This window comes from Actinomycetospora sp. 2LY8.5 (assembly GCF_057180585.1).
On sequence record NZ_JBXUHE010000008.1, the window covers coordinates 115385 to 137659 of the forward strand.

General features: G+C 72.6%; 20 protein-coding genes and 2 pseudogenes. 18 read left to right on the forward strand and 4 right to left on the reverse strand.

Going from position 1 to position 22275, the window contains the following annotated elements; all coding sequences use genetic code 11:
• Positions 1 to 192 precede the first annotated feature (192 nt).
• Both AC2A1K_RS12630 and AC2A1K_RS12635 read left to right on the forward strand, forming a co-directional pair.
• A complete protein-coding gene (locus tag AC2A1K_RS12630; protein WP_483896654.1) occupies positions 193 to 753 on the forward strand; it encodes a hypothetical protein in 561 nt (186 codons plus the stop codon).
• Positions 750 to 1220 carry a hypothetical protein gene (locus AC2A1K_RS12635; protein ID WP_483896655.1) on the forward strand — a complete coding sequence of 157 codons (471 nt, stop codon included), beginning with the start codon at positions 750 to 752 and terminating at the stop codon, positions 1218 to 1220. The genes AC2A1K_RS12630 and AC2A1K_RS12635 overlap by 4 nt, the downstream gene beginning before the upstream one ends.
• A 39-nt stretch (positions 1221 to 1259) precedes the next feature.
• On the opposite strand, the gene AC2A1K_RS12640 is transcribed toward AC2A1K_RS12635, so the two are convergent.
• Positions 1260 to 2057 (reverse strand): DUF6042 family protein, encoded by a 798-nt coding sequence (locus tag AC2A1K_RS12640; protein ID WP_483896656.1) that lies wholly within the window; start codon positions 2055 to 2057, stop codon positions 1260 to 1262.
• A 118-nt stretch (positions 2058 to 2175) separates the two neighbouring features.
• On the opposite strand from AC2A1K_RS12640, the gene AC2A1K_RS12645 reads away from it, so the two are divergent.
• The 3 genes from AC2A1K_RS12645 (at position 2176) to AC2A1K_RS12655 (ending at position 4868) form a co-directional block, all read left to right on the forward strand.
• Positions 2176 to 2811: a hypothetical protein gene (locus AC2A1K_RS12645; protein ID WP_483896657.1), complete on the forward strand. Its 636-nt coding sequence runs from the start codon at positions 2176 to 2178 to the stop codon at positions 2809 to 2811.
• A gap of 46 nt (positions 2812 to 2857) precedes the next feature.
• Positions 2858 to 3391 (forward strand): hypothetical protein, encoded by a 534-nt coding sequence (locus AC2A1K_RS12650; protein WP_483896658.1) that lies wholly within the window; start codon positions 2858 to 2860, stop codon positions 3389 to 3391.
• A gap of 1075 nt (positions 3392 to 4466) precedes the next feature.
• Positions 4467 to 4868 carry a hypothetical protein gene (locus AC2A1K_RS12655; RefSeq protein WP_483896659.1) on the forward strand — a complete coding sequence of 134 codons (402 nt, stop codon included), beginning with the start codon at positions 4467 to 4469 and terminating at the stop codon, positions 4866 to 4868.
• A gap of 45 nt (positions 4869 to 4913) precedes the next feature.
• Here AC2A1K_RS12655 and AC2A1K_RS12660 read toward each other — a convergent pair whose 3' ends face one another.
• Both AC2A1K_RS12660 and dprE1 read right to left on the reverse strand, forming a co-directional pair.
• Positions 4914 to 5822, reverse strand: coding sequence for an alpha/beta fold hydrolase (locus AC2A1K_RS12660; RefSeq protein ID WP_483896660.1), 909 nt, complete (start codon positions 5820 to 5822; stop codon positions 4914 to 4916).
• Between the two features lie 879 nt (positions 5823 to 6701).
• Positions 6702 to 8085 (reverse strand): annotated as a pseudogene (dprE1, locus tag AC2A1K_RS12665) (decaprenylphosphoryl-beta-D-ribose oxidase).
• Between the two features lie 194 nt (positions 8086 to 8279).
• Here dprE1 and AC2A1K_RS12670 point away from each other — a divergent pair.
• Together AC2A1K_RS12670 and AC2A1K_RS12675 are read left to right on the forward strand one after the other, a co-directional pair.
• Positions 8280 to 9491 (forward strand): hypothetical protein, encoded by a 1212-nt coding sequence (locus AC2A1K_RS12670; RefSeq protein WP_483896661.1) that lies wholly within the window; start codon positions 8280 to 8282, stop codon positions 9489 to 9491.
• Between the two features lie 89 nt (positions 9492 to 9580).
• Positions 9581 to 9940, forward strand: a complete 360-nt coding sequence (locus tag AC2A1K_RS12675) for an anti-sigma factor family protein (RefSeq protein WP_483896662.1) — start codon at positions 9581 to 9583, stop codon at positions 9938 to 9940.
• 15 nt (positions 9941 to 9955) lie between these two features.
• Here AC2A1K_RS12675 and AC2A1K_RS12680 read toward each other — a convergent pair whose 3' ends face one another.
• Complete coding sequence (locus tag AC2A1K_RS12680; protein WP_483896663.1) at positions 9956 to 10834, reverse strand: hypothetical protein; 879 nt, start codon at positions 10832 to 10834, stop codon at positions 9956 to 9958.
• Positions 10835 to 11259: 425 nt separating this feature from the next.
• Between AC2A1K_RS12680 and AC2A1K_RS12685 the strand changes: the two genes are divergently transcribed.
• The 11 genes and pseudogenes from AC2A1K_RS12685 (at position 11260) to AC2A1K_RS12735 (ending at position 22208) form a co-directional block, all read left to right on the forward strand.
• The gene (locus tag AC2A1K_RS12685; RefSeq protein WP_483896664.1) at positions 11260 to 11859 is read left to right on the forward strand and encodes a hypothetical protein; all 600 of its coding nucleotides are present in this window, start codon (positions 11260 to 11262) and stop codon (positions 11857 to 11859) included.
• Positions 11859 to 13037 (forward strand): DUF3560 domain-containing protein, encoded by a 1179-nt coding sequence (locus tag AC2A1K_RS12690; protein WP_483896665.1) that lies wholly within the window; start codon positions 11859 to 11861, stop codon positions 13035 to 13037. The genes AC2A1K_RS12685 and AC2A1K_RS12690 overlap by 1 nt, the downstream gene beginning before the upstream one ends.
• 418 nt (positions 13038 to 13455) lie before the next feature.
• Complete coding sequence (locus AC2A1K_RS12695; protein WP_483896666.1) at positions 13456 to 15366, forward strand: ParB/RepB/Spo0J family partition protein; 1911 nt, start codon at positions 13456 to 13458, stop codon at positions 15364 to 15366.
• Between the two features lie 389 nt (positions 15367 to 15755).
• The gene (locus AC2A1K_RS12700; protein WP_483896667.1) at positions 15756 to 15971 is read left to right on the forward strand and encodes a transposase; all 216 of its coding nucleotides are present in this window, start codon (positions 15756 to 15758) and stop codon (positions 15969 to 15971) included.
• A gap of 201 nt (positions 15972 to 16172) precedes the next feature.
• Positions 16173 to 17138: a hypothetical protein gene (locus AC2A1K_RS12705; protein WP_483896668.1), complete on the forward strand. Its 966-nt coding sequence runs from the start codon at positions 16173 to 16175 to the stop codon at positions 17136 to 17138.
• 49 nt (positions 17139 to 17187) lie between these two features.
• Entirely contained in the window at positions 17188 to 17706 is a 519-nt protein-coding gene (locus AC2A1K_RS12710; protein WP_483896669.1) for a hypothetical protein, read from the forward strand.
• Between the two features lie 34 nt (positions 17707 to 17740).
• Positions 17741 to 18037 (forward strand): annotated as a pseudogene (locus AC2A1K_RS12715) (WhiB family transcriptional regulator); the annotation flags it as partial.
• An 851-nt stretch (positions 18038 to 18888) separates the two neighbouring features.
• Positions 18889 to 19026, forward strand: coding sequence for a hypothetical protein (locus tag AC2A1K_RS12720; RefSeq protein ID WP_483896670.1), 138 nt, complete (start codon positions 18889 to 18891; stop codon positions 19024 to 19026).
• Between the two features lie 138 nt (positions 19027 to 19164).
• Entirely contained in the window at positions 19165 to 19806 is a 642-nt protein-coding gene (locus tag AC2A1K_RS12725) for a hypothetical protein (protein ID WP_483896671.1), read from the forward strand.
• A gap of 104 nt (positions 19807 to 19910) precedes the next feature.
• The gene (locus AC2A1K_RS12730) at positions 19911 to 20780 is read left to right on the forward strand and encodes a hypothetical protein (protein WP_483896672.1); all 870 of its coding nucleotides are present in this window, start codon (positions 19911 to 19913) and stop codon (positions 20778 to 20780) included.
• A 375-nt stretch (positions 20781 to 21155) separates the two neighbouring features.
• The gene (locus AC2A1K_RS12735) at positions 21156 to 22208 is read left to right on the forward strand and encodes a DUF4192 domain-containing protein (RefSeq protein WP_483896673.1); all 1053 of its coding nucleotides are present in this window, start codon (positions 21156 to 21158) and stop codon (positions 22206 to 22208) included.
• The last annotated feature ends 67 nt before the right edge of the window (positions 22209 to 22275 follow it).

Consider the following 22275-nt stretch of genomic DNA (forward strand, 5'->3'; position numbering starts at 1 on the left):
GACGCCCGTCTCGCCGTTTGGGATATAGTTGGCTCGGCCGGGCGCACCGGCCCACCTCCCAGCCGAGGTCCGCCCACGTCGGACCCGGTGACGATGGACAAGGTCCTCGCGGTCAGCAGAGGATCGTGCGCGACTCCAGGTCAAGGGCACACCATGGCCGTGGGCGTGGGGCATGGCCAGCGGGAGTGACCGATGACCAGCAACGCCGCGCGCAAGAAGCGCATCCGCGCCCGCGCCGCCCGCGACGATGTCCGCTACCGCGAGGCGACCCGCATCCCCGGACACCTGACTACCCGGTCGGCGCCCAATCCGGCCGGTCGTGACGACGTCCTGCGGCGCCGCGTCGACCGGTGGTGCGCCGAGCAGTGCGCGGTGCTCATCGAGGACATCCCGGGCGACGTCATGTCCGACCTCGACCTGCACGACGACCTCGAGGACGCCACGGTCCACGAGCTTGACCCCGACCTCGCGACCCTGACCACCCAGATCGTCGAGGACTACGACGGCGGCACGGTCGCGCTGAACGGCACGGTGACGGCTCGCCTCGTCGTTGAGGGGGTGATGCCCCGCCTCGAGGCCGGGTGGGCCGAAGACGAGGGTGCGGTCGCGGTGCTCGGCGAGCGCAACGAGCGTTACCTCGAGGTCGTCGACGAGAACGAGGTGACCGTTGACATCGAGTTCAGCGCGGTCGCCGACCTGGTCGCCGGCGAGGTCCAGGACTTCGATGCCGGCCTCGTGTTCGTGGCGTCGTGACCATCCGGACCCCACGCGGCAGCACGAACGGCACCAGCCCGGCGCGGCGACGGCGCGATCGTCGCCCGCCTGCACCGTCGCCGGGCCTTCCCCTCTCGGCGCCACCGGGCACGTCGCAGCCGGCCGTCCCCGCGCCGCTGAACTCGTCGAGCTCCATCGCCGCGCAGGGCCTGGCCTTGATCGACCGGACCTTGGCCGACGAGGATCGAACCCGCCGCGCCCACAGCTTCATCGACCCCATGCTGCTGGTCGTGGCCCTGGCCGCTGTGTTCCTCGTCGTGGTGGTCTCGGTCTGCGTGGTGGGCGGGATCGGCTGCCTCGTGCTCGGACTCCACGGGGCCGGACCCGTGGGTGGGAAGCTGCTTGTCGCGGTCGGCGCCGGCCAGCTCGGGCTCGGGGCCCTCGCGGGGGTGGGCGGCGCGTCGCTGCGACGGTGGGCGGCTCGCTGGCTGCGGTCCCGGAACTGATCTAGCAGGTGACGTCGGGCTCGGGCAGCGGCCGGACGGCTACGCCTCGTCGCCGGTGCGCCCGACGAACTCGATCCGCATGCGGTCGCGGTGGTGGCGTTCCCAGTCAACGACGAGCTCGAAGACCTTGTGGGTGGCCAGGGTCGCGACGTCGTGGGAGGCGGTGAAGTCGCCGTCGGCGAGCAGGATCCCCACCGCCGCGCGCGCTGACTCGGGGTCGGCCCCGACGTCACGAGAGAGCCGCTCGAGGCTGGTGCGTCGCCGGGTGACGGCGTTGTCGGTCTCGTCGAAGAGGCCGATGATCTGCTGGGCGGTGGGCTCGTGGAGCTCGCGCCAGCGCAGTGCGTCCTCGCGGGCGCGTTCCTCGTCGGTGAGGGACAGGACCTCGTCCGGCAACGGCAGGGCGGGCGGGAAGTCCAGGAACGCCGTGCCGGCGCGGTCCTCGCGCACGAGCACGCCGCAGGACACCATGAACTCGAGCAGGTCCGCGTTGGTGCGGACCTCGCCCGAGCCCATCGCGAGGCTCCACTGATCGACCCGCGCGACCTTGCTCTCGTGGAACTCCAGCTCGTCGGTGTCGATCTCGCCCGCGGTCCGGGGGTCGTCTGCGTCGTTGTCATCCGCAGCGGGCGGTGCCTCCCACGCGGGCAGGGCCCAGCCGTCGGCTTCGTCCCGGCGACTGCCGAGCAGAATGCCGACGTCGTCCTGGCGCATGGCGCCCTCTTGCAGGAAGCCGACGAGTAGGATCGCGCTGCTGGGCAGCGCCCGCAGCCACCCGTTGCGCAGGAAGTCCTGCAGGATCTTCGCCCGCTGGATCCGCGGATCGACGTCGTCCATGGCCACCAGGGTAGGGATGACCCCCGACGCTGCGAGCCGGGCGCTCTCGTCGCCGGATCGGGCGACCTGCCTTCCTTGCTGTCTGCGACGTGGCGTACCCCTGTGACCGCGAGGCGCCATGGGGGAGGAGCTGGTCGTCGTGACGGTGCAGGTGTCGGTGCGGGCGTGCACCGTCGGCGAGATCGCGGCTGCGGCACCGGAGCTCGACTGGGCCGCGGTGCGCACGGTCGACGACAGCGTCGACGAGCCTGACCAGCTCTCGGCGACCAGCCTCGGCGACCTCAACGGTCCGACCTTCCTTCGCGTGCGTGCCGCGCTGCCCCGCGAACCCGGCCTCTACCTGTGGACCGCCGCTCCCGACGGCACCTGGTCCGGGCGCTCTACCGACCGCGCGGTGATCTACCTCGGGCGCGCCACCGGCGCCGGCGGCCTGCAGGCTCGCCTGGGCAACGAACTGCGCTGGGTGCGCAACGGCTGCGCCCGCGATGCCGTGCACCGCCAGGCCAACTATCACGGTCATCCCCGCATCATGATCACCAACGATGCACGCGCCCTCTACGCAGTTACCTCTGATGCCGCGCAGGCCGCCGAGCTCGAGCGCGAGCTGCTCGCTGTCACGGCTTTCGCCTGCGCCCTGACCCCGCTCGCGAACGGCAGCAGCTGGTGGAGCAGCACCGCACTTCAGCGCCGGGCCCGCCAGGGAGGCTACGACCGCCTTGCCGCCGCCGGGCTGCTCCTCGACTCGCCCCCGTAGCCAACCGAGGACCGCGACCGACCGAGATCCGCGCCATACTCCAGCGATGACGTCTTCCGGTGAGGCTGGCGCCAGCAGCGCAGACGACCTGCCCGACGAGCTGATCATGTCGGCTAGCCCTGGAATCGTCGTCGACGACTCCGATCCGACGCAACCGGCGGTCGCCGTACTCACTGTGGTCGCAGATGTCGTAGCGCATACGCGCGACCCTCACCCCGGCGCCGAGGCCATCGACCTGGTCATCTCAGCCATGCTCCGCGACGGATTCGTCCTCGGAGGCCGCCAGGAGCCTGCGGAACTCACGGCGGCGCCGGTGCTCGAGGGCTGGACGGTCGGGCTGACTCAGGACGGGGTGCGCATCTCGACCCAAGAGGACGAACGGTTCTACGAGGGCGATCTCGGCGCCGCTGTCCCGGACGGGTGGCACGAGATTCTTGTCGAGCGTGGACTTCTCGCGCTCGTGCTCTGCTCCGGCGTCGACCTGACTAGCGACGACCGCATCGAGCAGATGCTGGCTGCCGGACGCGCGGGACGCGCCGTGATCGCCCAGGTCGCCTACTGCCCGGCTGCCGAAGGCTGACGGGACAGCAACGGCCGAGTCAGGTCCAGGACGTCGATCACCACGACGACCAGGTGGGCGGGAAGTTCGACGAGACCTCCTGATGTCCGGGGGAGGGAGGTCGCAAGGATGCCGCCGACGATCGCGTTGGAGCTTCCCACGCTCGAGGAGGTCGCGGTCGCAGTACGACGCTGCTCCGAACTCCTCCGCGACGGGGACCACCGCTGACGACGTGGCCCACGAGACTGGGCCCACGACGAGCCCGCCGCCACGTACCGCTTGTGATCGTCCTCAGGGTGAGGACGCCCGCTGATCGTCGAACCGGTGTCACGAGGCCCGCGGCGACCAGCGCCGATCGGGCCTACGGTGGCCTGTCGTGGTCGAACCCACCGACGGCGGCGCCCTGCTCGAGGGAGTCCCGTCGCGGTGCCCGGCCGGACACCGGATGGGCGCCCCCGTCGACAGCGTCGTCCTGAGCATCCGTGGTCACGAACCCTGCCGCTGTGCGGCCTCGCGGCACGGCGGGCATCGCACCTGGCACTGCGAGAAGCCGGGGTGCCCGGACCCCTGGTGGCGTGACGGATCCCGGGGTCCCTGCACCGGCGAGGGCAGGGCCGCGGCCCGGATGAGGACGTACGCGCCCGGGCGGAGCTGGCATGGACAGCTCGCCCCAGCACAACCACCCGCGGCGTGATCCGCACGTTCCAGCGCGCCACGTTCCCAACGAACCGCCGCCGACCTCGTCGGCGGTGTCCGGCGACACCACCCAGTGTCAGGATATATTGACGCCATGAGCGAGGCAGGTCGGCCGAGACGATCCCGTCGACGCCGCGCCCCGGGAACGCGTCAGGGGGCTCGGCGCGCATGCGGTCGACTTCCACGAGCGCGGGAGCAGGCCGGGCCCATGGAGCTCGACCGACGGGATCGCAGGGGGCGCCGGTGACGAGCCGTCCTCGGCGCGCGCGATGTGCGGGCGTTGGCTCGGGAGTTGTCGGAACGCGCCGGCGTACGCGTCGAGGCCGCTTACCACGGCGGTGGGGCTGACGCCTGGAGCGGCTGGCATCTGTGGTGGAGCGGCGGGCCGTCGTGCGCGGAGATGCGCAGCATCGCAGAGGACCGCGGCATGGACCGCCACCCCGACACCCAGCCAGGCTCGCTGCGTTTCGACCGGAGCTTGAACGATGAGCACGCCGCCGCCCTACTCCTGGCCTGGATGGCCCAGAACCCCGACGACGCTGCCACGGCGCTTCTGCTCGACGACGGCGAGCTGCCCGGCTACCCCGAGCATCAACCCGCTGCGATCCGACGCCGCGCCGCCACGCTGATCGCCGCCGGATGGCGTGCGCACACCGCCGGCGACGCCGCCGCCGAGCTGGCCCGTCGAGTGCGAACCGGGGGATGGCCCGAGGTGTGCGCCTGGCTCGACGAGCTCGGCGCGCAGCAAGACGCTCCCGTGATCGCCCTGCGCCCGCTCCCGAGCTCGGACGAGCGGCGCTAACTGACCTTGAAGCGAGCGGCGGCGCTCGGCGCCGGACCGGCGCCGTCAGCCCCGGAGCATCTCGGCGACCGAGCGCACCGCCTCGAGCACGGTCTCCGGGTCGTCGAGCGGGACCTGATGGGTGGCGTCATCGGCGGTCACATGACGCCCTCGGGGGAAGCGGCTGACCAACCCCTCGTGAGAGTTCCGAATGTTCGTGACGTACTCCTCGGGGAACCCGCCGCGCTTCCCCGCGGTGATCACGATCGCGGGGACGTCCGGCAGCGGGCCCGCTGCGAGGGCCTCGGTGAGTTCGGCGGAGTACCGCGGCGCCAGACTCATCAGTTTCACCTGGGCCCTCAGTGCCGCGGGGCTCTGCATGAGGCGCTGCATCAGCGCGATCGTCTCCGGCTTCGCGTCGGCACCGGCCAACCTCGACGCGAGGCGCTCGCCGAGCCCGCCCGAGAACGCGCCGACTCGGGACGCGAGCGCGACGATCGCCATCAGTGGCCGAGTGATGGCGAGCTGGGCCTGTACAGCCGCGGTCTTCGGCGGCGGTTCGATCGGCGTCGGGTCGACGAAGACCAGCCCCGCCACCTTGTCCGGATAACGCAACGCGTAGCCCTGAGCGACGTGACCGCCGAGCGACCATCCGACCAGGACGGCGGGCTCGCCTACGTCCATGGCCCTGCGGACCTGCTCCAGCTCCTCGGCCATGCCGGCGACCGTGCCGTGCTGCGGGCCGTCGGAGCGCCCTGAGCCCGACCGGTCGTAGGTCAGAACTGGCCGGTCCTCGGCGAGTCGCTGCTCGAGCACCGACCCCCAGACCCCCTCGGTGCCTTGTCCCGCCCCACCTGCCACCAGCAGCACCGGAGGGGCCGCAGACCCGTCGCCACCACGAGGCCGACGGAGCTGGGCGCACACCGTTCGGCCATCCAGGTCGAGCAGCACCCTGGGCGTGTCCGAAGCACTCATACCGACATCATCGTCGCAGTTTGCCGTCCGCCCGCACCCATTACCGACCGGCCGGCGAACCCCCAACCCGCGATGACACCGACTCTCTCGCTCGTCGGAGATTCAGCGTGACCGCATCTCCGGTGTCAGGCACGGCACCACGGTCCGGCCGAATGGACGGAACACCCGAGTGCGCGGCGTGCCCATCCCGATATCGGAGGTCGGGGCGCTCCTGCAACAGCGAATTGGCCTCAACGGACCCACCTCGCCAGCGATGTCGCGCGCTTGCGAGGTGGTTCTCCGAATGCATCGGTGATATGGTGCGAGTGCTGTGGTGAGGTGTTTCTGGCGGTTCTTGAGGTGCTGATGAACTGTACGGGCCAGCGGAGCGGAAAGACGGGCCAGGCGACATGAGCCAACCGTGCCGGACCTGGACGGCGACTGACGCCAGGGCGAATCCGCTCGCGCGGCGCTGCAGCTCGTGTTCCGGCGAGCCGCACACCCGCAGCGACGTCGCCGACCTGGAGATCGTGTGGCTCGTCGACGGTGACGACGGTAAACCGACACCGGCCCGGTTCTGCCGCAGATGCCGCCCCCGCGGCTCGGTCGAGGAAGTGGCCTGCGAGGACTGCGGCGACGGGCCGCTGCTGTCTGGAAAATTCGCCGAGCCCGCCGACCTGTTCACGGCCGCCGCGTTGCAGGAATGGCTCGATGAGACTGGGTGGACCCGCGGCGGCACCTGCCCGAACTGCAGCGCTACAGCTACCAGGAATGGCTCAACGACTCGACCAGGGTTGTCGTTCGGCTTCTCGTGACGCGATCACAGAGGCGACCCTTATCAGTTCGCGGAGGAACGATGCGCGCCGGTTGTGGAGCGACGGTCGAATGACATCGCTCGAGCTACGCGCTCGCCCTGGTGAGGCGTAGCCGGCGGGACATGTCGGAGGCGAACCGGCCGGCGGGGTCGGCGGCGTCGCGGATGGTGCGCCAGTGCTCGAGGCGCGGATACATCGCGGCGAAGGTGTCGGGGTCGGTGCGGGAGTCCTTGGCGGTGTAAAGGCGGCCTCCGATGGCCAGGACGCGTTCGTCGAGGCTGCGGCAGAAGCGGCCGAGGTCGTCGGTGATGGGGAAGTCGACGCAGATGTTCCAGCCGGGCATGGGGAACGACAGCGGGGCCCGGTTGCCGGGGCCGAAGCGCTTCATGACGTTGAGGAACGACACGTGCCCGGAGGCGGCGATGTCGCGGGCGATGGCCTTGAACTCGGCTTCGGCGTCGAACGGGACGATGAACTGGTACTGCAGGAACCCGCGCGAGCCGTAGGCGCGGTTCCAGTCAGCGAACATGTCGAGCGGGTGGTAGAAGGCGGTCAGGTTCTGCACCTGCCCGCGTCCCTGCTTCGGGGCCTTGCGGTACCAGGCCTCGCCGAGGGCGCTGAACGTGGCCCGGTTAGCCAGGCCGTTGGGGAACAGGTCGGGCAAGCGCAGCAGCTGCGGGGCGTCGAATCGCAGCGGGTCGCGGCGCAGCTTGGTGGGGGAGTTGGTCGCGGGTGGCGATCGAGCCGCGGGAGAACACCGCGCGGCCGAGGTTGGCGCCGGTGGAGATGGAGTCGAACCAGGCCATCGAGTAGTCGTAGCTCTCGTCGGAGCCGTCGGAGAACCGGGCGATGGTCTCGTCGAGGTCGGCGGTGCGGTCGGTGTCCACGACGAAGTAGGCCGACTCGACGTGCTTGAGCCGCAGCGTGGTACGCAGAATGACCCCGGTCAGTCCGATGCCCCCGACCGTGGCCCAGTACAACTCGGCGTGCTCGCCGTCAGGAGTGAGGCGGCGGACCTCGCCGGAGGCCAGCAGCAGGTCCATCGAGGTGACATGTTCGCCGAAGCTGCCTGCGGTGTGGTGGTTCTTGCCGTGGATGTCCTGGGCGATCGCTCCGCCCACGGTGACCTGCCGGGTGCCGGGCAGTACCGGCACCCACAGTCCGAGCCGCACGACGGTGCGCAGCAGCTGGTCGAGCGAGACTCCGGCATCGAGATCGACCAGCCCAGTGTCGGCGTCGACGGAGTGGACGCGCCGCCGTGCGGTCATGTCGAGCACCAGCCCGCCGGCGTTCTGCGCCGGGTCCCCGTAGGAGCGCCCCAGCCCGCGGGCCACCACCCCGCGCGGCCCCGCCGAGCGGATCGCCTCGGTCAGCCGCTCTGTCGAGGCGACGTCCTCACCGTCAAGGACCACCGCGCGCGAAGGCGACGTGCGGCCCCACCCATGCAGCTGTCGCAGCGCTTCCCCCACGAGTCCGACCGTAGGTCGTTACGCTGAGGCCTCGACGGGCGCCCCGAGGGCAGCGGCGTGCGTTCACATCCCTGGTCGTCTCACCCTTGCCCGGCGGCTGCAGCACGTTGCCTCGGTCTACGGCCTCGACCGTGCCCCGCCCCGCAAGACGAATCCATCTTGGCCCAGTGTCATCGTCAAGGTATCCTGACGGGGTGAGTTGGCGGCATCCGGCGGACGATCTGCAGGACGCGCACGCCCACCAGCCCCGCACCGTCTTCCTTCCTGCCGAGGCGCACCCGCCCGATGAGCGCCCGCCCGCGACGACCACGCCGACGTCGGGCGGCACGACGGACGACAACTCGGCGGGGGAGAGCGATGTGCGCCGCCGCGATAGCGCCGCGATCTGCGCGGCGTGCTCGTGTGGGTGGCGAGGGTCGCGGCTGGCGATCACGCAGCAAGGCCGCGAGCACGGGCCCGCCGAGATCGACCGCGAGGTCGAGACACTGCGGCGGCGCCGGCTGCAGGGCCAGTGGGAGTCCCACCTGCGGGAGGCGGTGCCGACGCTGGAGTTGCATCTGCACATGCCGCACGTGCGCTATCTCGACGCCGAGCTGGCGGCCGCGGTCGCGCACGCCCGCCGTCACGAGGCCAGTTGGGCGGCCATCGCCGCGGCCTGCTCGCGACCGCAGTCCGGGGTCGTGATGTCGCGCCAAGCCGCCCAGCAGCGCTGGGGATCGAGCACCGCTGCGGGTGACGTACCAGGTGGCCGGTCGCCGATGCCGGTCGTGACCGGCTGGCCCGGCCTGCCTGGCTGGGCCCACCCCGCGGGCGGGCTCGACGCGGCCGCGGCGCACACCCATCGCCCCGGGACCGTGTGGGTGCAGCGACGCGGCGGCGAATCCAACCGGCGCACCCGGGCCAGCACCGGGCTGCGCCCGGGGTGTGACTGCGGGTGGCGCGGCAGCCCACGCCCGGTGCCCGACGAGCCGCCCTCGCGGATGCCGGACGCGGTCGCCGGGCTCGAGCGTGGGTTCGGCCCGGAGTGGGGCCGCCACCTCTACACCGCCGTCGCGACCCTGCGGATCCGCGAGGTCCTCGATCTGATGGCCGGCGTGCACGCCGACCTCGATGCCGCTGTGGCCCGAGCCCGGCAGGGCCACTCGAGCTGGCAGGACATCGCAACCGTCGTCGGTACGCGACGTCAGTCTGCCCACCAACGCTGGCGCCACCTCGACCCGGCGTCGTCCGACAGTTCCGCTCGCGAAACCGGGGGGCCAGAGGCGAGCATGCCCACCGTGGTACCCACCGACTCGCCCACCACCTCACCGGCTGGCGCCGCCGCACCGCCAGGCGCGGGCAGCGCCGGCGTGCCGCCAGTGCGGGTGCGCAAGGCGCCGCCGCTCCTGCGCGGCGCGGGGCGCTGACCCTGCCCGGCCCGGCCCGTCGATAAGTTCGCCATCCCCACACACAGAGTCCGAGGCCGCCTCGCCTCCGATGCCGAAGGCCCCAGTTGATGACACCCTCCAACGACCGACCCGACCCCGCGGATCACAGCGACCGGGGCGACCCCACCGGCGGCCGGGGCGAGGATCGGCCGGTCAGTCTCGAGGACCTCATTGCGCTGCGCGACGGCGACCTCGACGACGACCAGGCCCGCCGTGTACGTGAGCGCATCGAGCGCGACCCGGAGGCCGTAGCCGGCCTGCTCGACGAGCTCGACCAGACCGACGCCATCCTCGAGCAGCTCCGCAGCCACCCGCCGCCGCCGGAGCTCTCCGAACGCATCGAGTCCGCCATCGCCGAGGAGGCCGCCCGCGGCCGCGGCGACGACCAACCAGACAGCGACCGCGAGGACCCCGACACCGAACAGTGAGGCCACGCCGCCGGGTCACAACCCGCGTCGGGCGGCGACGTCGCCGTGCCACGCGTCGAGCACCCACTCCGCGGTGGTCGCGTCATGGCCGACCGGGATGCGGCGCTGCCCGGCCACGGCGGTGACCCGCCGCGCCGCGGCCAGCACCACGACCACATCGAGCACCTGCGGGCTCGCGCCTTGCCAGAACCGGTGGGCGCGCAGCACCGGTTCGCCGTGCGCCGCGATCGGGGCCACCAGCAGCTGCTGCGCCCGCGGCGGCATCGACGCGATCACCTCCGCGGTCGCGGTGTCCAGACCCCGCACCCGCCTCAGGTCCGCCACCGGCGCACCCAGTAACTCCCTCGCGGAATCCGCACTCGGCGCGACCTGAGCGCCCTCATCCAGCAGTGCCGCCGTCGAACGGTGAATCACCTCGGCGTGCAGCAGCGTGTCGGGATCCAGCTGGTAGCTCGCCAGCGCGTACACCGGCTGATCGCCCGGGCCGGCCGCTCTGACCGTCGGCTCGGCGGCGGCGAACCCGCCCCGACCGAACAGCGCGGCCTGTGGGCGCCGAGCGCCATCCGGGGGCGCTGCCACCTCGACCGCCGACCAGGCCAGGGTCGGGCCGGCGATCTCGGTCAGCCGCTGCTGAACCACCGCGGGCAGCCGCTCCCAGCACTGCTCCCGGGTCGTGCCGCCGTCCAGGGCGAACTCCGCCGTGTCGACCAGCGGCCCACTCGACACCCCTGCCAACAACCCGCCCGGAGACGCGGCCGGACGACGTGCTCGTGGCACCACCGTCCCATCGCCCGTCCCCTCGCTGTCTGCGCCCCGTTGTCGAGCGGATGATCTCCTGGGCCACCACGAGGTCACGCCCATCACCTCCCGCCGACAAAGACCACCCGCGATCACCAATCGGTCCCTCGCCCCAGCGGCCCGCGGCCGCGGGAGCAGGACGGCAGGGCGGTGCTCAAGCTCCGGGAGTCGGCGGCGAGGGCACCTGATCTCGTCGGCTGAACTCGTCGCTGTAGTCCGTCTCCTTCTTCTCGTGGGGCGTGGCGAGTCTGAGGGCCCTGGGGCCCGGCGAGCGGTCGATGAACCCGGCTGACGCCGACCGGGTGGTCCCGGGCTCGCGTGGCGAGGTCGCGTGCCGGCTGGACGCGGGACCACGCCGGGCGGGCCAGCCGGAACCCCCGACCGTCACCGCAGGCGGTGACCGGGCCCCAGCGCCCTCGATGCCACTCGCGCCCCACGGGGCGAAGCAAGAGGTCGCCGGACCAGGCACGGGCCGGGGCCGGTTGCTTGCCCCGTCACACCCTGCCCGAGGAGCACCCGCGATGTCTTGCATCCGCACCCAGGTCCGGCTCGGCAGAGATGCCAGCACGGACACCGCCGAGGTGGAGGTGTCCGCGTCGATCCTGCACGGAATCGACGTCACTGACGACGACCAGGTCACCGCCGCGCTCGCCCTGAATCACCCCGAGCTGCTGGGCCTGGTCCGCGCCGAGCTCCGCGCCCGCAGCGTGGACCTCGAGCGGCGGACCGTCGAGATCGTCGACGCCCGCTACATCCCGCACGACGCGCCCGCGTCCCTGTCCCTCGTTCCCGACACCCCGAGCGACCGGGAACACGCACTCGAGGGCTGGACCACGACCGCCGTGCAGGTCCACGAGAGCACGACCTACACGGTCCCGGTCGTGCACCCGGTCGGCGCCAACGCCGCCGAGATCGCCGCGGTCGGCTACGACGACTACTGCCAGGCGCTGCACCCCGACGCGGTGTTCGCCCACACCGCCGGGCCGGACGAGGTCACCGTCGCCGGCACCCCCCAAGACAGCGGGCAGCACGACGACGCGGGCTGGCCGCGCTGGGCCGCGCAGCGCCCCGACCACCAGCCGAGCCCCGAGCCGTCGCCCGCCGCCGCGGAGGTGACCTGATGACCCCGCTGCCGAGCACGCCCCCTGACGACCCGAGCACCGGAAAGGCCCCGACGATGACCACGCCCACCACGCAGGCGGCGAACGACCCGACGACGGCCACGCTGCGGCTCACCCACACTCAACAGGAAGGGACCACGCTCGACGGGACCGCCCGCGGTGACGGTTCCGGCGAGGTTCTCAAGGCCCGCCCGGGCATGACCCGGTGGAAGTGGTCGCGCAACATCGGCGAGCGCGGGCGCTGGTACATCCCGCGCTCGCGCGACCGGCAGGCCGACCGATTCGGGATCGACAAGACCGCCGACGCGCTGCGCGCCGCCGGCTTCACCGTCACGGTCACCATCGACAACGCCGCCCGCGCCACCGGCGACGTCGTCGACGACGCCCGCGACCGCGCCGGCGACCGCGCCGAGCGTCTCGAATCGCGCGCCGAGCACCGGGCCGCGGAGTCCGACACCCACCACGCCGCGGCGCGGCGTATCTACGGCGGCTACCCGATGGGTCAGCCGATCCTGGTCGGACACCACTCCGAGAACCGCCACCGCCGCGACCTGGAGCGCGCGCACCGGCACGACCAGCGGTCCTGGGAGGCCGCCGCGCAGGCCCGCCACGCCGCCCGGCGGGCCGAGGCGGCCCGCCTCGCCGCCGAGGGGCGCGAGGCCCGCTCCACGGTCGCGAACCGCATCGACAAGGCCGCCGGCGATGTCGCCCGCGACCTGCGCACGCTGCACGGCTGGTGGAACCGGTGGGGCCAGATCAACGTCGAGTACCGGCCGGTAGACCCCGACTCCGAGTACGGCCACGACCTCGCCGCGCGGATCGCGCAGAACACCGACATCCGGCTCTACTGGTCCGAGGTCCTGGCCGCGATGCCCGGCGGCGACCTCGACATGTCCACGATCGGCAAGGGCGACGTGATCGAGGTCGGCAACCGCAGCGCGTTCGTGGTCGCCCGGGTCAACCGCAAGACCTTCTCGGTCCACAGCGGCTTCTACGAAGGCCACACCAAGACCTACCGCAAGGAAGAAGTCACCGCGCACCGACCCCAGACCACCGCGAGCACGGCCACCGCGACCACGCCCGCTAAGGGCACGGCCACCGCAAGCACGGCCACCGAGAGCGCGCCCGCCGCGGCCCGCCGCGCGGCGAGAACTGATCGGTCGGCGCCCGCGCGCTGAACCGGGCGGGCGCCACTACCCGAGGGCAGGGCGCACCGCGGTCGGAGGTCCGGCGCCGGCCGTGATGGCCATGCCGGGGCGAGGCCGGTTGGTGGCTGTTGTTCGTCTCCTTCTTCTCGTGGGGCGTGGCGAGTCTGAGGGCCCTGGGGCCCGGCGAGCGGTCGATGAACCCGGCTGACGCCGACCGGGTGGTCCCGGGCTCGCGTGGCGAGGTCGCGTGCCGGCTGGACGCGGGACCACGCCGGGCGGGCCAGCCGGAACCCCCGACCGTCACCGCAGGCGGTGACCGGGCCCCAGCGCCCTCGATGCCACTCGCGCCCCACGGGGCGAAGCAAGAGGTCGCCGAACCGGTCAGCAGCCCTTCGTCGCCTCTGCAGTCCCGACTCACCGCGAGTACCAGTCCAGGAGGACGACACCGATGACCACCGATATCACCAGCCCCGACACCGAGGGCACCGACACCGAGGGCGCCGACCGCGCCGTCACGGGCGGGCCGGTCGTGCCCGACTCGCAGCGGGTCCAGCAGCTCGACCCCCGCGCGCTGCTCATGGACGCCAACGTGCGCCACGACGCCCGCGTCGACCGCCCGATGATCTCCTCGGTGCGTGACCACGGTGTCCTGCAGCCGATCATCGCCTTCGCCACCGGCGACGGGCGTGCCCGGGTGCGTTTCGGGCACCGCCGCACCCTGGCCGCGATCGCCGCCGGGCACGGAACGGTCCCGGTGATCGTGCACCCCAGCCGCGCCGCCGCCGACGCCGCCGACGCCGACGACACGGCGGCCGAGGAGGTCGAGCGGCTGTCCACCCAGACCGTGGAGAACACCCAGCGGGAGGGTCTGACCGTCAGCGAGCAGCTCGACGCGTTCGCCGAGCTCGAGGGCCTCGGCCTCTCGGCCGGGCAGATCGCATCGCGGACCAAGACCCCGCGCCGCGACGTGGTCAAGGGACTGCGCGTCGCCCGGGTCGCCGAGGTCCGGGAGGCCGTCGCATCGGCCGGGCTGACGTTGGAGCAGGCCGCGACGTTGGAGGAGTTCTCCGACGATCCGGACGCTTACCAGGTGCTGATCGAGCGGGCGACCAACCCGCGCGGCTACGGCCCGGGATTCGACCACGCCGCACAGCGGTTGCGCGACGACCGCGCCGAGGCCGCCGCGCGGGAGACGCTGCTCGCCGAGCTGACCGAGGCCGCAACCCCGGTGATCGACCCGCCCGCCTACGACAGCGGAGTGAAACGCCTCAGCGACCTCACCGACGAGCCCGTTCCGGAGCCGGGAGCCCAGGCCCTCGTCGCCCTCGACGCCACCGATGCCGGCACCGGCGAGCTCGCCGACGACCTCGACCCGAAGGACGAGGTGGAGGACGACGGGGAGCTCGACGACGGGGAGGTCGACGACTGTGACGTCTGGGACGAGGACGGGGAGGAGACCGACGAGGTCGGGTCGGCTCCGGCGCCGATCACCCCGGAGGCCCACGCCGCGTGCCCGGGGCACGCGGCGTACGTGACCACCACCTACGGCGGGCCCAAGCGCGGTCCGCAGCCGGTGGCGGTGTACGTGTGCACCGACCCGCTCGGCAACGGGCACCGCTCACGGTTCGGTGTTCCGCTGGTGCCGAGCACTGCGTCGTCGGCCCCGGTCGCCGGGGAGACCGCTGAGCAGGCCGAGCAGCGCGCGGCCGCGCAGCGGGCCGCGAAGTCGGCCGCGCGCAAGCGGGTGATCGCGGGCAACAAGGCGTGGGATTCCGCGACCACGGTGCGCCGCGAGTGGCTGGCCGAGCTGCTGACCCGCAAGACTCCGCCCAAGGGCGCCTGCACGTGGATGGCGCAGGCGTTCCTGGACGACCGCTACACCGTGTGCCGGGCCGCCGAGCGCGGCCACGCCACGGCCGCCGACCTGCTCTGCGCGGCGCCGGGCGCGGTCGGTCAGGCCGACCACTACCGGATCACCAAGGCGCTCGACGGGGCCAGCGAGAACCGCGCCACGGTGATCACCCTGGGGATGGTCCTCGGCGCCATCGAGGGCGAGACCGGGCGCCACCAGTGGCGCTGGACCGAGCAGCGCTTCGGGCGCCCCGACGCGAGCCTGGTCCGTTACCTGGGGGCCCTGGCCGAGTGGAACTACACCCTCTCCCCGATCGAGCGCCTCGCGATCGGTGAGGACGTCGACGAGGCCGAGGTGTTCGACGCACCCGGCGTCCCGGCCGCCGGCCCCACCCCAGACGGCAGCGACGGCGGCGGAAACGACGACCACTACGACGACCAGGACGCCGAGGAGGACGACGGGGAGAACGACGGGGAGAACGCCGCCGGGAAGGACAGCGACCGGTGACGAAGCGCCGCCGCCCAGGGCGCTCGGAACGCCCTGGGCGGCGGGCATCGGAAGCCGCACGCCGCGGTGCTCTCTCTGTCGCCACGGGCGGGGTCCCGGGAGTGTGTGTGGCCGTCCCTCGCGAGAAAGGGCGCTCCGCTGCGCTACGCGTCGCTGCGCGACCAGGACACGTCCTGGCCCTTGATCGCGAGCCTCCGACGGCCCACGGCGCCAACGGCGCGGTGGAGCCAGCAGACGCCTCCACCCGGGACCCGGAACCCCGCCCCTTTCCCGGCTCTTCGTCATTGAGCGTGGAGGGCTGACCGGGACACGATCTTCACCCTCGGCCTGATCATGGGCCTGGGGCCTCACTCTTCGTGGTGCTTGGACACTTCGGAGGGAGGCCCCAGGTGGGCAGGGATGCTACTGGCGAGCGCGATCTGGTCACCGGCGTCTCGAACGGACCGACCGAAGCGGTCAATCTGCTGATCAAGAAGATCAAGCGGGTCGGACACGGCTTCCGGAACTTCACCAACTACCGACTGCGACTACTGCTGCACTGCGGCGTCGACTGGCAGACTCCGCCCACCACCGCGTTGAGAGCCCGCCTCCACGCTTCATGGTGAAGAGCCCCTTTCCCTACGGGGCGGGAATCTCTCCGCGCCACCCCGAACAACACAACCACATCGGGTCAGTGAATAGCGCAGACCGGGGCACGAATCATCACTACCACCCGCCGGACGTTATCGAAACGACGTGATCGACTTTGGTGAATACCTACCCCTATCGGATCTTCGAGAATAGAATGAGGAAAGGAGGTGACAGGTATGGAGCGCACGATCCGCAGCACCGGAACCGCGTCCGCGACCGATCGGGCGGCGGGTATCCCGGTCGGGTCACGGAATGCGCTGGCGTGGTTCGAGGGCGTTCTCCGAGCGATCGGGTCGACGTGCTCGACGGGGCGCAACGGCAAGTGGCAGTGCCCGGGGCACGCCCGCGAGGGCGAGCACGCCCGCTCACTGGCGGTCGGGGTTCGCGAGGGCCGCGATGGCAACGGAGGCGGGGTGTGGGTGTTCTGCCACGCCGGCTGCACCGCCCGTGACGTGGCCGGCGCGCTGGGCCTGAGCCTGGACCAGCTGCGTCGACCGCCGCGGGTCAGCCCGCAAGGCTGGGTGCGGGTCCGGCGCCTGCCGGTTGGGTTCTCCGCGGCGAAGACGGGCGGGTCGCCGCGCAGTGAGGGCTACCGCCACGAGCGGTTCCACTCCTACGGCCGCCCCGGGGGCCCGCAGGTGCGCCTCGAGCGGCTGCGCCACCCCGTGACCGGGGACAAGGCCATGGAGTGGTGGTCCCGCAACGACCGCGGCGAGTGGGTGCCCGGACTGTTCGGCACCCGAGAGGCGGACCTGCCGCTCTACCGAGAGCACGAGATCGTCGCGGCCGTCGCGCTGGGCGAGACCGTGCTGCTGGTCGAGTCCGAGTCCTCCGCCGATGCGCTGCCCGGCTGGTACGCCACCACCTGGGCCGGCGGGGCCGGCGCACCTCCGCTGCGGCGCCTGGCCGAGCTGCTCGGCGACCACCCGCACGTGGTGATCATCGGTGACGCCGACGACGCCGGACGGGCCTGCACCGCGAGGCTCGCCGAAGCCCTGCCCCGCGCGACGGTGCTGATCTCCGAGCGCGAGGGCGAGGACGCCCGCGACCTGCACTCCCGGCTCGGACCCGAGGGATTCGCCGAGCGGGTGACCCGCACCGCGGCGGTCACCGCCCGCCTTGAGCCCACCCCTGCCGCCTGACCCGATTCCCTCTCCACACTCGTTCGACCATTCCGCTGACAGGAGAGCTATGTCCACCGCACACGCCACCATCACGTTTCACCGAGCCGATCCCGACCGCGAGTCGACGATTCTCGCCGCGCTGCGCGTCCACGGGTTCCGCTTCGAATACATCGACGCCGTGACCTCGCCGCTGCGTCTGTTCCGCGCCTACGGAATGCGTGACGCCGACACTCTGATCTGCGACCAACTGGGCACGCTTGTGCGCAAGCTGGACCGCAGCGCGGTGTTCACCATCTGTCAGGACCCCAACAACGAATTCGTCGGCCAGCTGCTGGTCAGCGATCCCGACCTCGGCGACTTCCACTGCCACGCCGACGAGGAGGGCACGCCGCTGGTGCCCGCGACCGAGGTGCGCCGGGCCGCCGAGACCGCCCACCACGCCATCACCGCCGGCGTGCGAGCCCCCGCCGCGTTCCGGCAGCTCTACCGGCTCACCGGCAGCCCCTGGTGGCAGCGCATCGACGAGCTCCGCGCCGGGAGTGCCGAGACCACCACGACAACCACGGCCGGTGGCAGCGCCGCCTGACCCGTGCTGATCAGCACCGAGAGGACACCCAGTCATGAGCCAGCCCGACACGATCGCCACACCCGTGGTGTTCCATCCCGACGGGATCGCCGCGCTCGCCGCCCTTGCCGGCGCGAGCGTCGAGCATCCCGACTGGCACGACGACGCCCTGTGCGCCCAGACCGACCCCGAGGCGTTCTTCCCCGAGAAGGGCGGTTCCACCCGCGAGGCCAAGCAGATCTGCCACCGGTGCCCAGTGCGCACCGAGTGCATGGCCGACGCCCTGGCCAGCGACACCCGCTTCGGGGTGTGGGGCGGCCTGACCGAACGGGAGCGCCGCGTCCTGCGCCGCGACCGACCCGCAGAGCAAGCCACCGGTGCGCAGCCGGTGGTGCCGCAGCCTCGCAGAGCTCACAGCGGCCAGCGGCGCGAGTCCACGCCGCCCCGTGGGCGCTCCGCCGGGCCGGGCGTAGCCGCCACCCTGCCCACCGAACCCCGCGACCAGCGCCCTCACCTCGACCGGCCCGGGCGGCCCAGCTCGACCTTCCCGGACCGCGCCCGAGCGCGGCCCCCCGCCACACCCGAGGCAGATCGCGCGCCCGAGCAGGTCTCTGCTCGCCCGCCATCGCGCAGCGCCGGACATCGTTCGCGCACCAAGCCTGCGACCCGCGCGACCCGCACGGGGCACCGGCGGTCCGCGCCGACCCCGACCACCACGCCGGGCGAGGCGACCGCCACCACCGCTGTCGCCACCACCGCTGTCGCGACCGCCGCAGGCAGCTGTGAGGCAGACACCGGCGACGACGCCGCGGCCGCCGTCGCCGGCCAGACACCCCCCGGGCCGGAGCCCGTGGACCGACGGGCCGGACAACCGCCCCCGGAGCTCCGCGACGCCACGCGCCTCGTGCTGGCCGGTCAGTACGGACAGCCCGGCGCCGGCGAGGTCGACCTCGCGTCGGTGTACGCGCTGACCTCGACCATGGCCAACGGATCGTCCGTAGCCGGGCCGGCGGCCGCCGAGACCGGTCGATGGGAGTGGCGCGTCGCGGCGGTCGCCGCCGTGGTCAGCGGAACCCTGACCCGCGGCCAGACCGGACGCCTGATGGGCGAACGTTCCCAAGACATCGCGCACTGGGTGCGCCGCCACCTCGAAGGCATGCCCTTGGCCGAACCAGACCAGCGGGCCCGGACGGGGGAGCGCTGATGGTCACCGCCCTGATCGTCGGGCTCGTGCTCGGCCTGGTGCTCGGGTTCGCCGCCGGGCGGCGGTGGGCCGAGCGCGCGCGGGCCCTCTACGACATGCGCCAGGTGTGGGCCGGGCAGCGCCGCTACCGCGAATGACAGCACCGGGCCAGCCCAAGGCCGGCCGCTCGACGACCCTGGACCGCAACCGGACGCCCTGACCCCACCCCGATCCCCGCCCGTCGGGATCGCGTTTCGGTCCCCCGATCTCGTCTGACGCTCCTGGAGGTGAACCCGATGAGCGCACACGACGCCGGGCCGCCCGCGGCGCGCGAGCCGCGGCAGGCCACCGCCTGGATGCGCTCGGCCCACTGGAGTGTCTGCCGCCGATGCGGCGAGCGGATCGACACCGGCGAGTGGCAGGCCCTGATGGAGATCCCTGGCCAGGGCCGGTGGTGGGTCCACGAGGCCTGCGCCCTCGAGCTCGGCGCCCCCGCCCGAGCCCCGGACGACGACCCCACCGCGGCCGCCGCCGGGCCGGCGCCGACCATGCCGGCGCCGACCATGCCGGTGCGGATAGTCATCATCGGGTCCGGGTCCTGGCCCCACGAGCGGGCCGTCGAGGTCCGCGACAGCATCGAAGCCGTCGCCCGCGGGCACCGCGACGTGGTCATCGTCCACAGCTCGCGCCGCGACCAGCGTGGTCGACTCCGCGGTGTCGACGCCTGGGCCGCCCTGACCGCGACCCGGCTGGGCTACCGCAGCGAGCCCCACGACCACGAACCAGACAGCGCCGCAGAGCTGCGCGCGCTGCGACCCGACGTCGTGGTCGCGTTCCCCCTGCAGCCGGCACCTGCCGACGATCAGGACCTTCCCGCGTTAAGCGCCGCCGCCGAGAACGCCGGCATCCACGTGCTCATCCACTACTCGGATCCGTAACCGACCCAACCAGCCGGAGCGCCTCTCGACAGGTCTGCCGTGACGGTGCTGCGACTCCACCGGCACCGGCTGACCGTCGGACGTGGCCCGTACCGTCCGAGTTCATGACCGCTACCACGGCCGGTGGGGACGACGACCCGTTCGACGGCAACGAGGGAGTGCGTCGGGCCGTGCGCGCGATGAACGAGCGGATCCGGGTCTCGCTCAGTACCGACAGCCTCGCAAAGCAGATCAGCTCCAGCTTCAGAGCGGACGCTTACACCGCGCGGCTGACCGACCTGATCACGCCCGAGCTCCAGCGCAGTACTGAGGCGCTCGTGACATCGGTGGGTCCTCGGCTCAATCTGTGGGCAGCGAGCGAGGCCACGCGTGCCATCGACGCCGCCAAGCTCAACGCCGGTCTGTACGACAGCAGTGTCGCCGCTCGGAGCGCAGCGGTCGCCGAACTGGTCAGGACGAGGTACGAGGACAAGTTCCGCAGCGCGTTCCTGAACCTCTCCACCGAGCTCGCCGAGGAGCTGATCGACCAAGACGACGGAGACGTCGCCGAAGATCTCACCGAGGACTTGCTGGAGTCCGAACCCTTCCAGGACGCCGTCCGGACAGTCGTCGACTCAGAGCCGATCCACGACCTGCTTGACCAGCTCGAACCCACCGGCCTCACTGAGGGCGACGTCGAGGGCATCCGCGAGCGGATCAGCGCCACGGTCGCTACGGCGCCGGACCATCTCCTGGATCGACTGACTGCGGGCCAGCTCGTCGCCCTCTTCTCGGCGCTGTACCTCTCTGTGGTCGCGACGGTGGTGACCATCGAGGTGCCAGGCGGGGCCGAGTTCGTCGGCCGGGTCGCCGACGTCCTCGCATGGGCCCTGTTCCCCCTCGCCGTGTACGGCTTCGTTGCAATGCTTCCCAGTAGGCCGAGCACTCCGCCGTCCACCTCGACTGAGTCTCCACACCCCCCCGACAGCGAGTGACCCGCGGTCAAGATCGCGCGGTCAGCGACCACCGGTCCTCGCACCCTCGACGCGTCGAACCCGGCTGCTGCTTCCTTCTCCCGTGGGGCGTGGCGACTCTGAGGTCCCCGGCGGGGGCAAGCGGGCGATGGGCCCTGGCCCGCACCGACCGAGTGGTCCCAGCCTCCTGTCTCGAGGTCGGCTGCCCGGCTGGCCGCGGGACCACGCCGCTCGGAGGAGCCGTGCCCTCCGCCCGTGGCCGCAGGCGGCCACCCCGCGCCGGGAACCTCGCTTCGACTCGCGCCCCACGGGGCGAAGGAGCCGGCGGCACGACCAGTTCGGCCCGGCCGCCGGCTCCGGAGCCCCGTCTCACCTCTCGCGAGACGGAGAACGATCGTGACCCAGGAATCCGCACCTCAGGCCCGCACCGTCGTGCGACTGAGCGACCCCGGCAGCCTGCTCGCCTCGGCGCCCGCGCTGCTGGGCTTCGCCCCCCGCCAGTCGCTGATCTTGATCGGCGTGCACCACGTCGAAGGCGGCTCCCGGCTCGGGGCGCTGGTGCGCACCGACCTCCCGACGAGCCCGGAGCAGGAGCGCGCGCTCACCCGGGCGATGCGCAACCGGATCGCCCAGACCGGGGCTCACGCCGTGCATCCGGTGGTGGTGGCCGAGAGCGAGGGCGTCGACGTCCCGTACCGCGGCCTGATCGACACGCTCGGCGACGCGTTCACCGCCGCCGGGATCGAGGTCGCCACCGCGACCTGGGTACCGGAGATCACCGCGGGCGCGGTCTGGTGCTGCTACGACGGGTGCTGTTCGGGCTCCCTGCCCGACCCGGGCGCTACGGCGCTCGCGGCGCACCAGGCCGTGGCCGGGTCGGTCACCTACCGGTCGCGGGAGGAGGCCGCGGCCGCGCTGGGACCGGACCCGGTGGCCGCGAGCGCGCGGCGCCGCTACCAGCTCGACGCCGCGCACGACGCCGCCCGCCACGCGCGGGCCCGCGACCGCGTGCAGGCCGCCCGCGGCGACCTCGCGGCGATCCGGGACGCCGCCGAGAGGGTCGGGCGCGGCGAGACCCTCGACGAGGACCGCCTGGTCCGGCTGGTGGCCGCGCTGACCGATCCGGTGGTGCGGGACGTGTGCCTGGGGTTCGCCCTGGGCTGCGATGACGCGGTGCGCCCCGAGCACGCCCACCAGCTGTGGTGGCTGCTGACCCGCGCCGCACCGGCCCCGGAGGCCGCCGAGCCCGCCGTGCTGCTCGCGTGTGCGGCGATCGAGACCGGCGGCGGAGTCATGGCGAGCGTCGCGCTCGAGCGAGCCACGGACGCCGACCCCGAGCACCGCCTCAGCGGGCTGCTGCGCGCCGCGTTCGACCACGGCTTTGACCCCGCGAGCCTGCGGCAGTTCATCACCGAGGCCGCCACCGAGTCTGCCCACCGCCTGGCCTGACCCCCCGGGACTCCGGCCGACGATGTGCCCGGCCCCGGGGGGAAGGGGCCGGGCACATCAGCCGGAA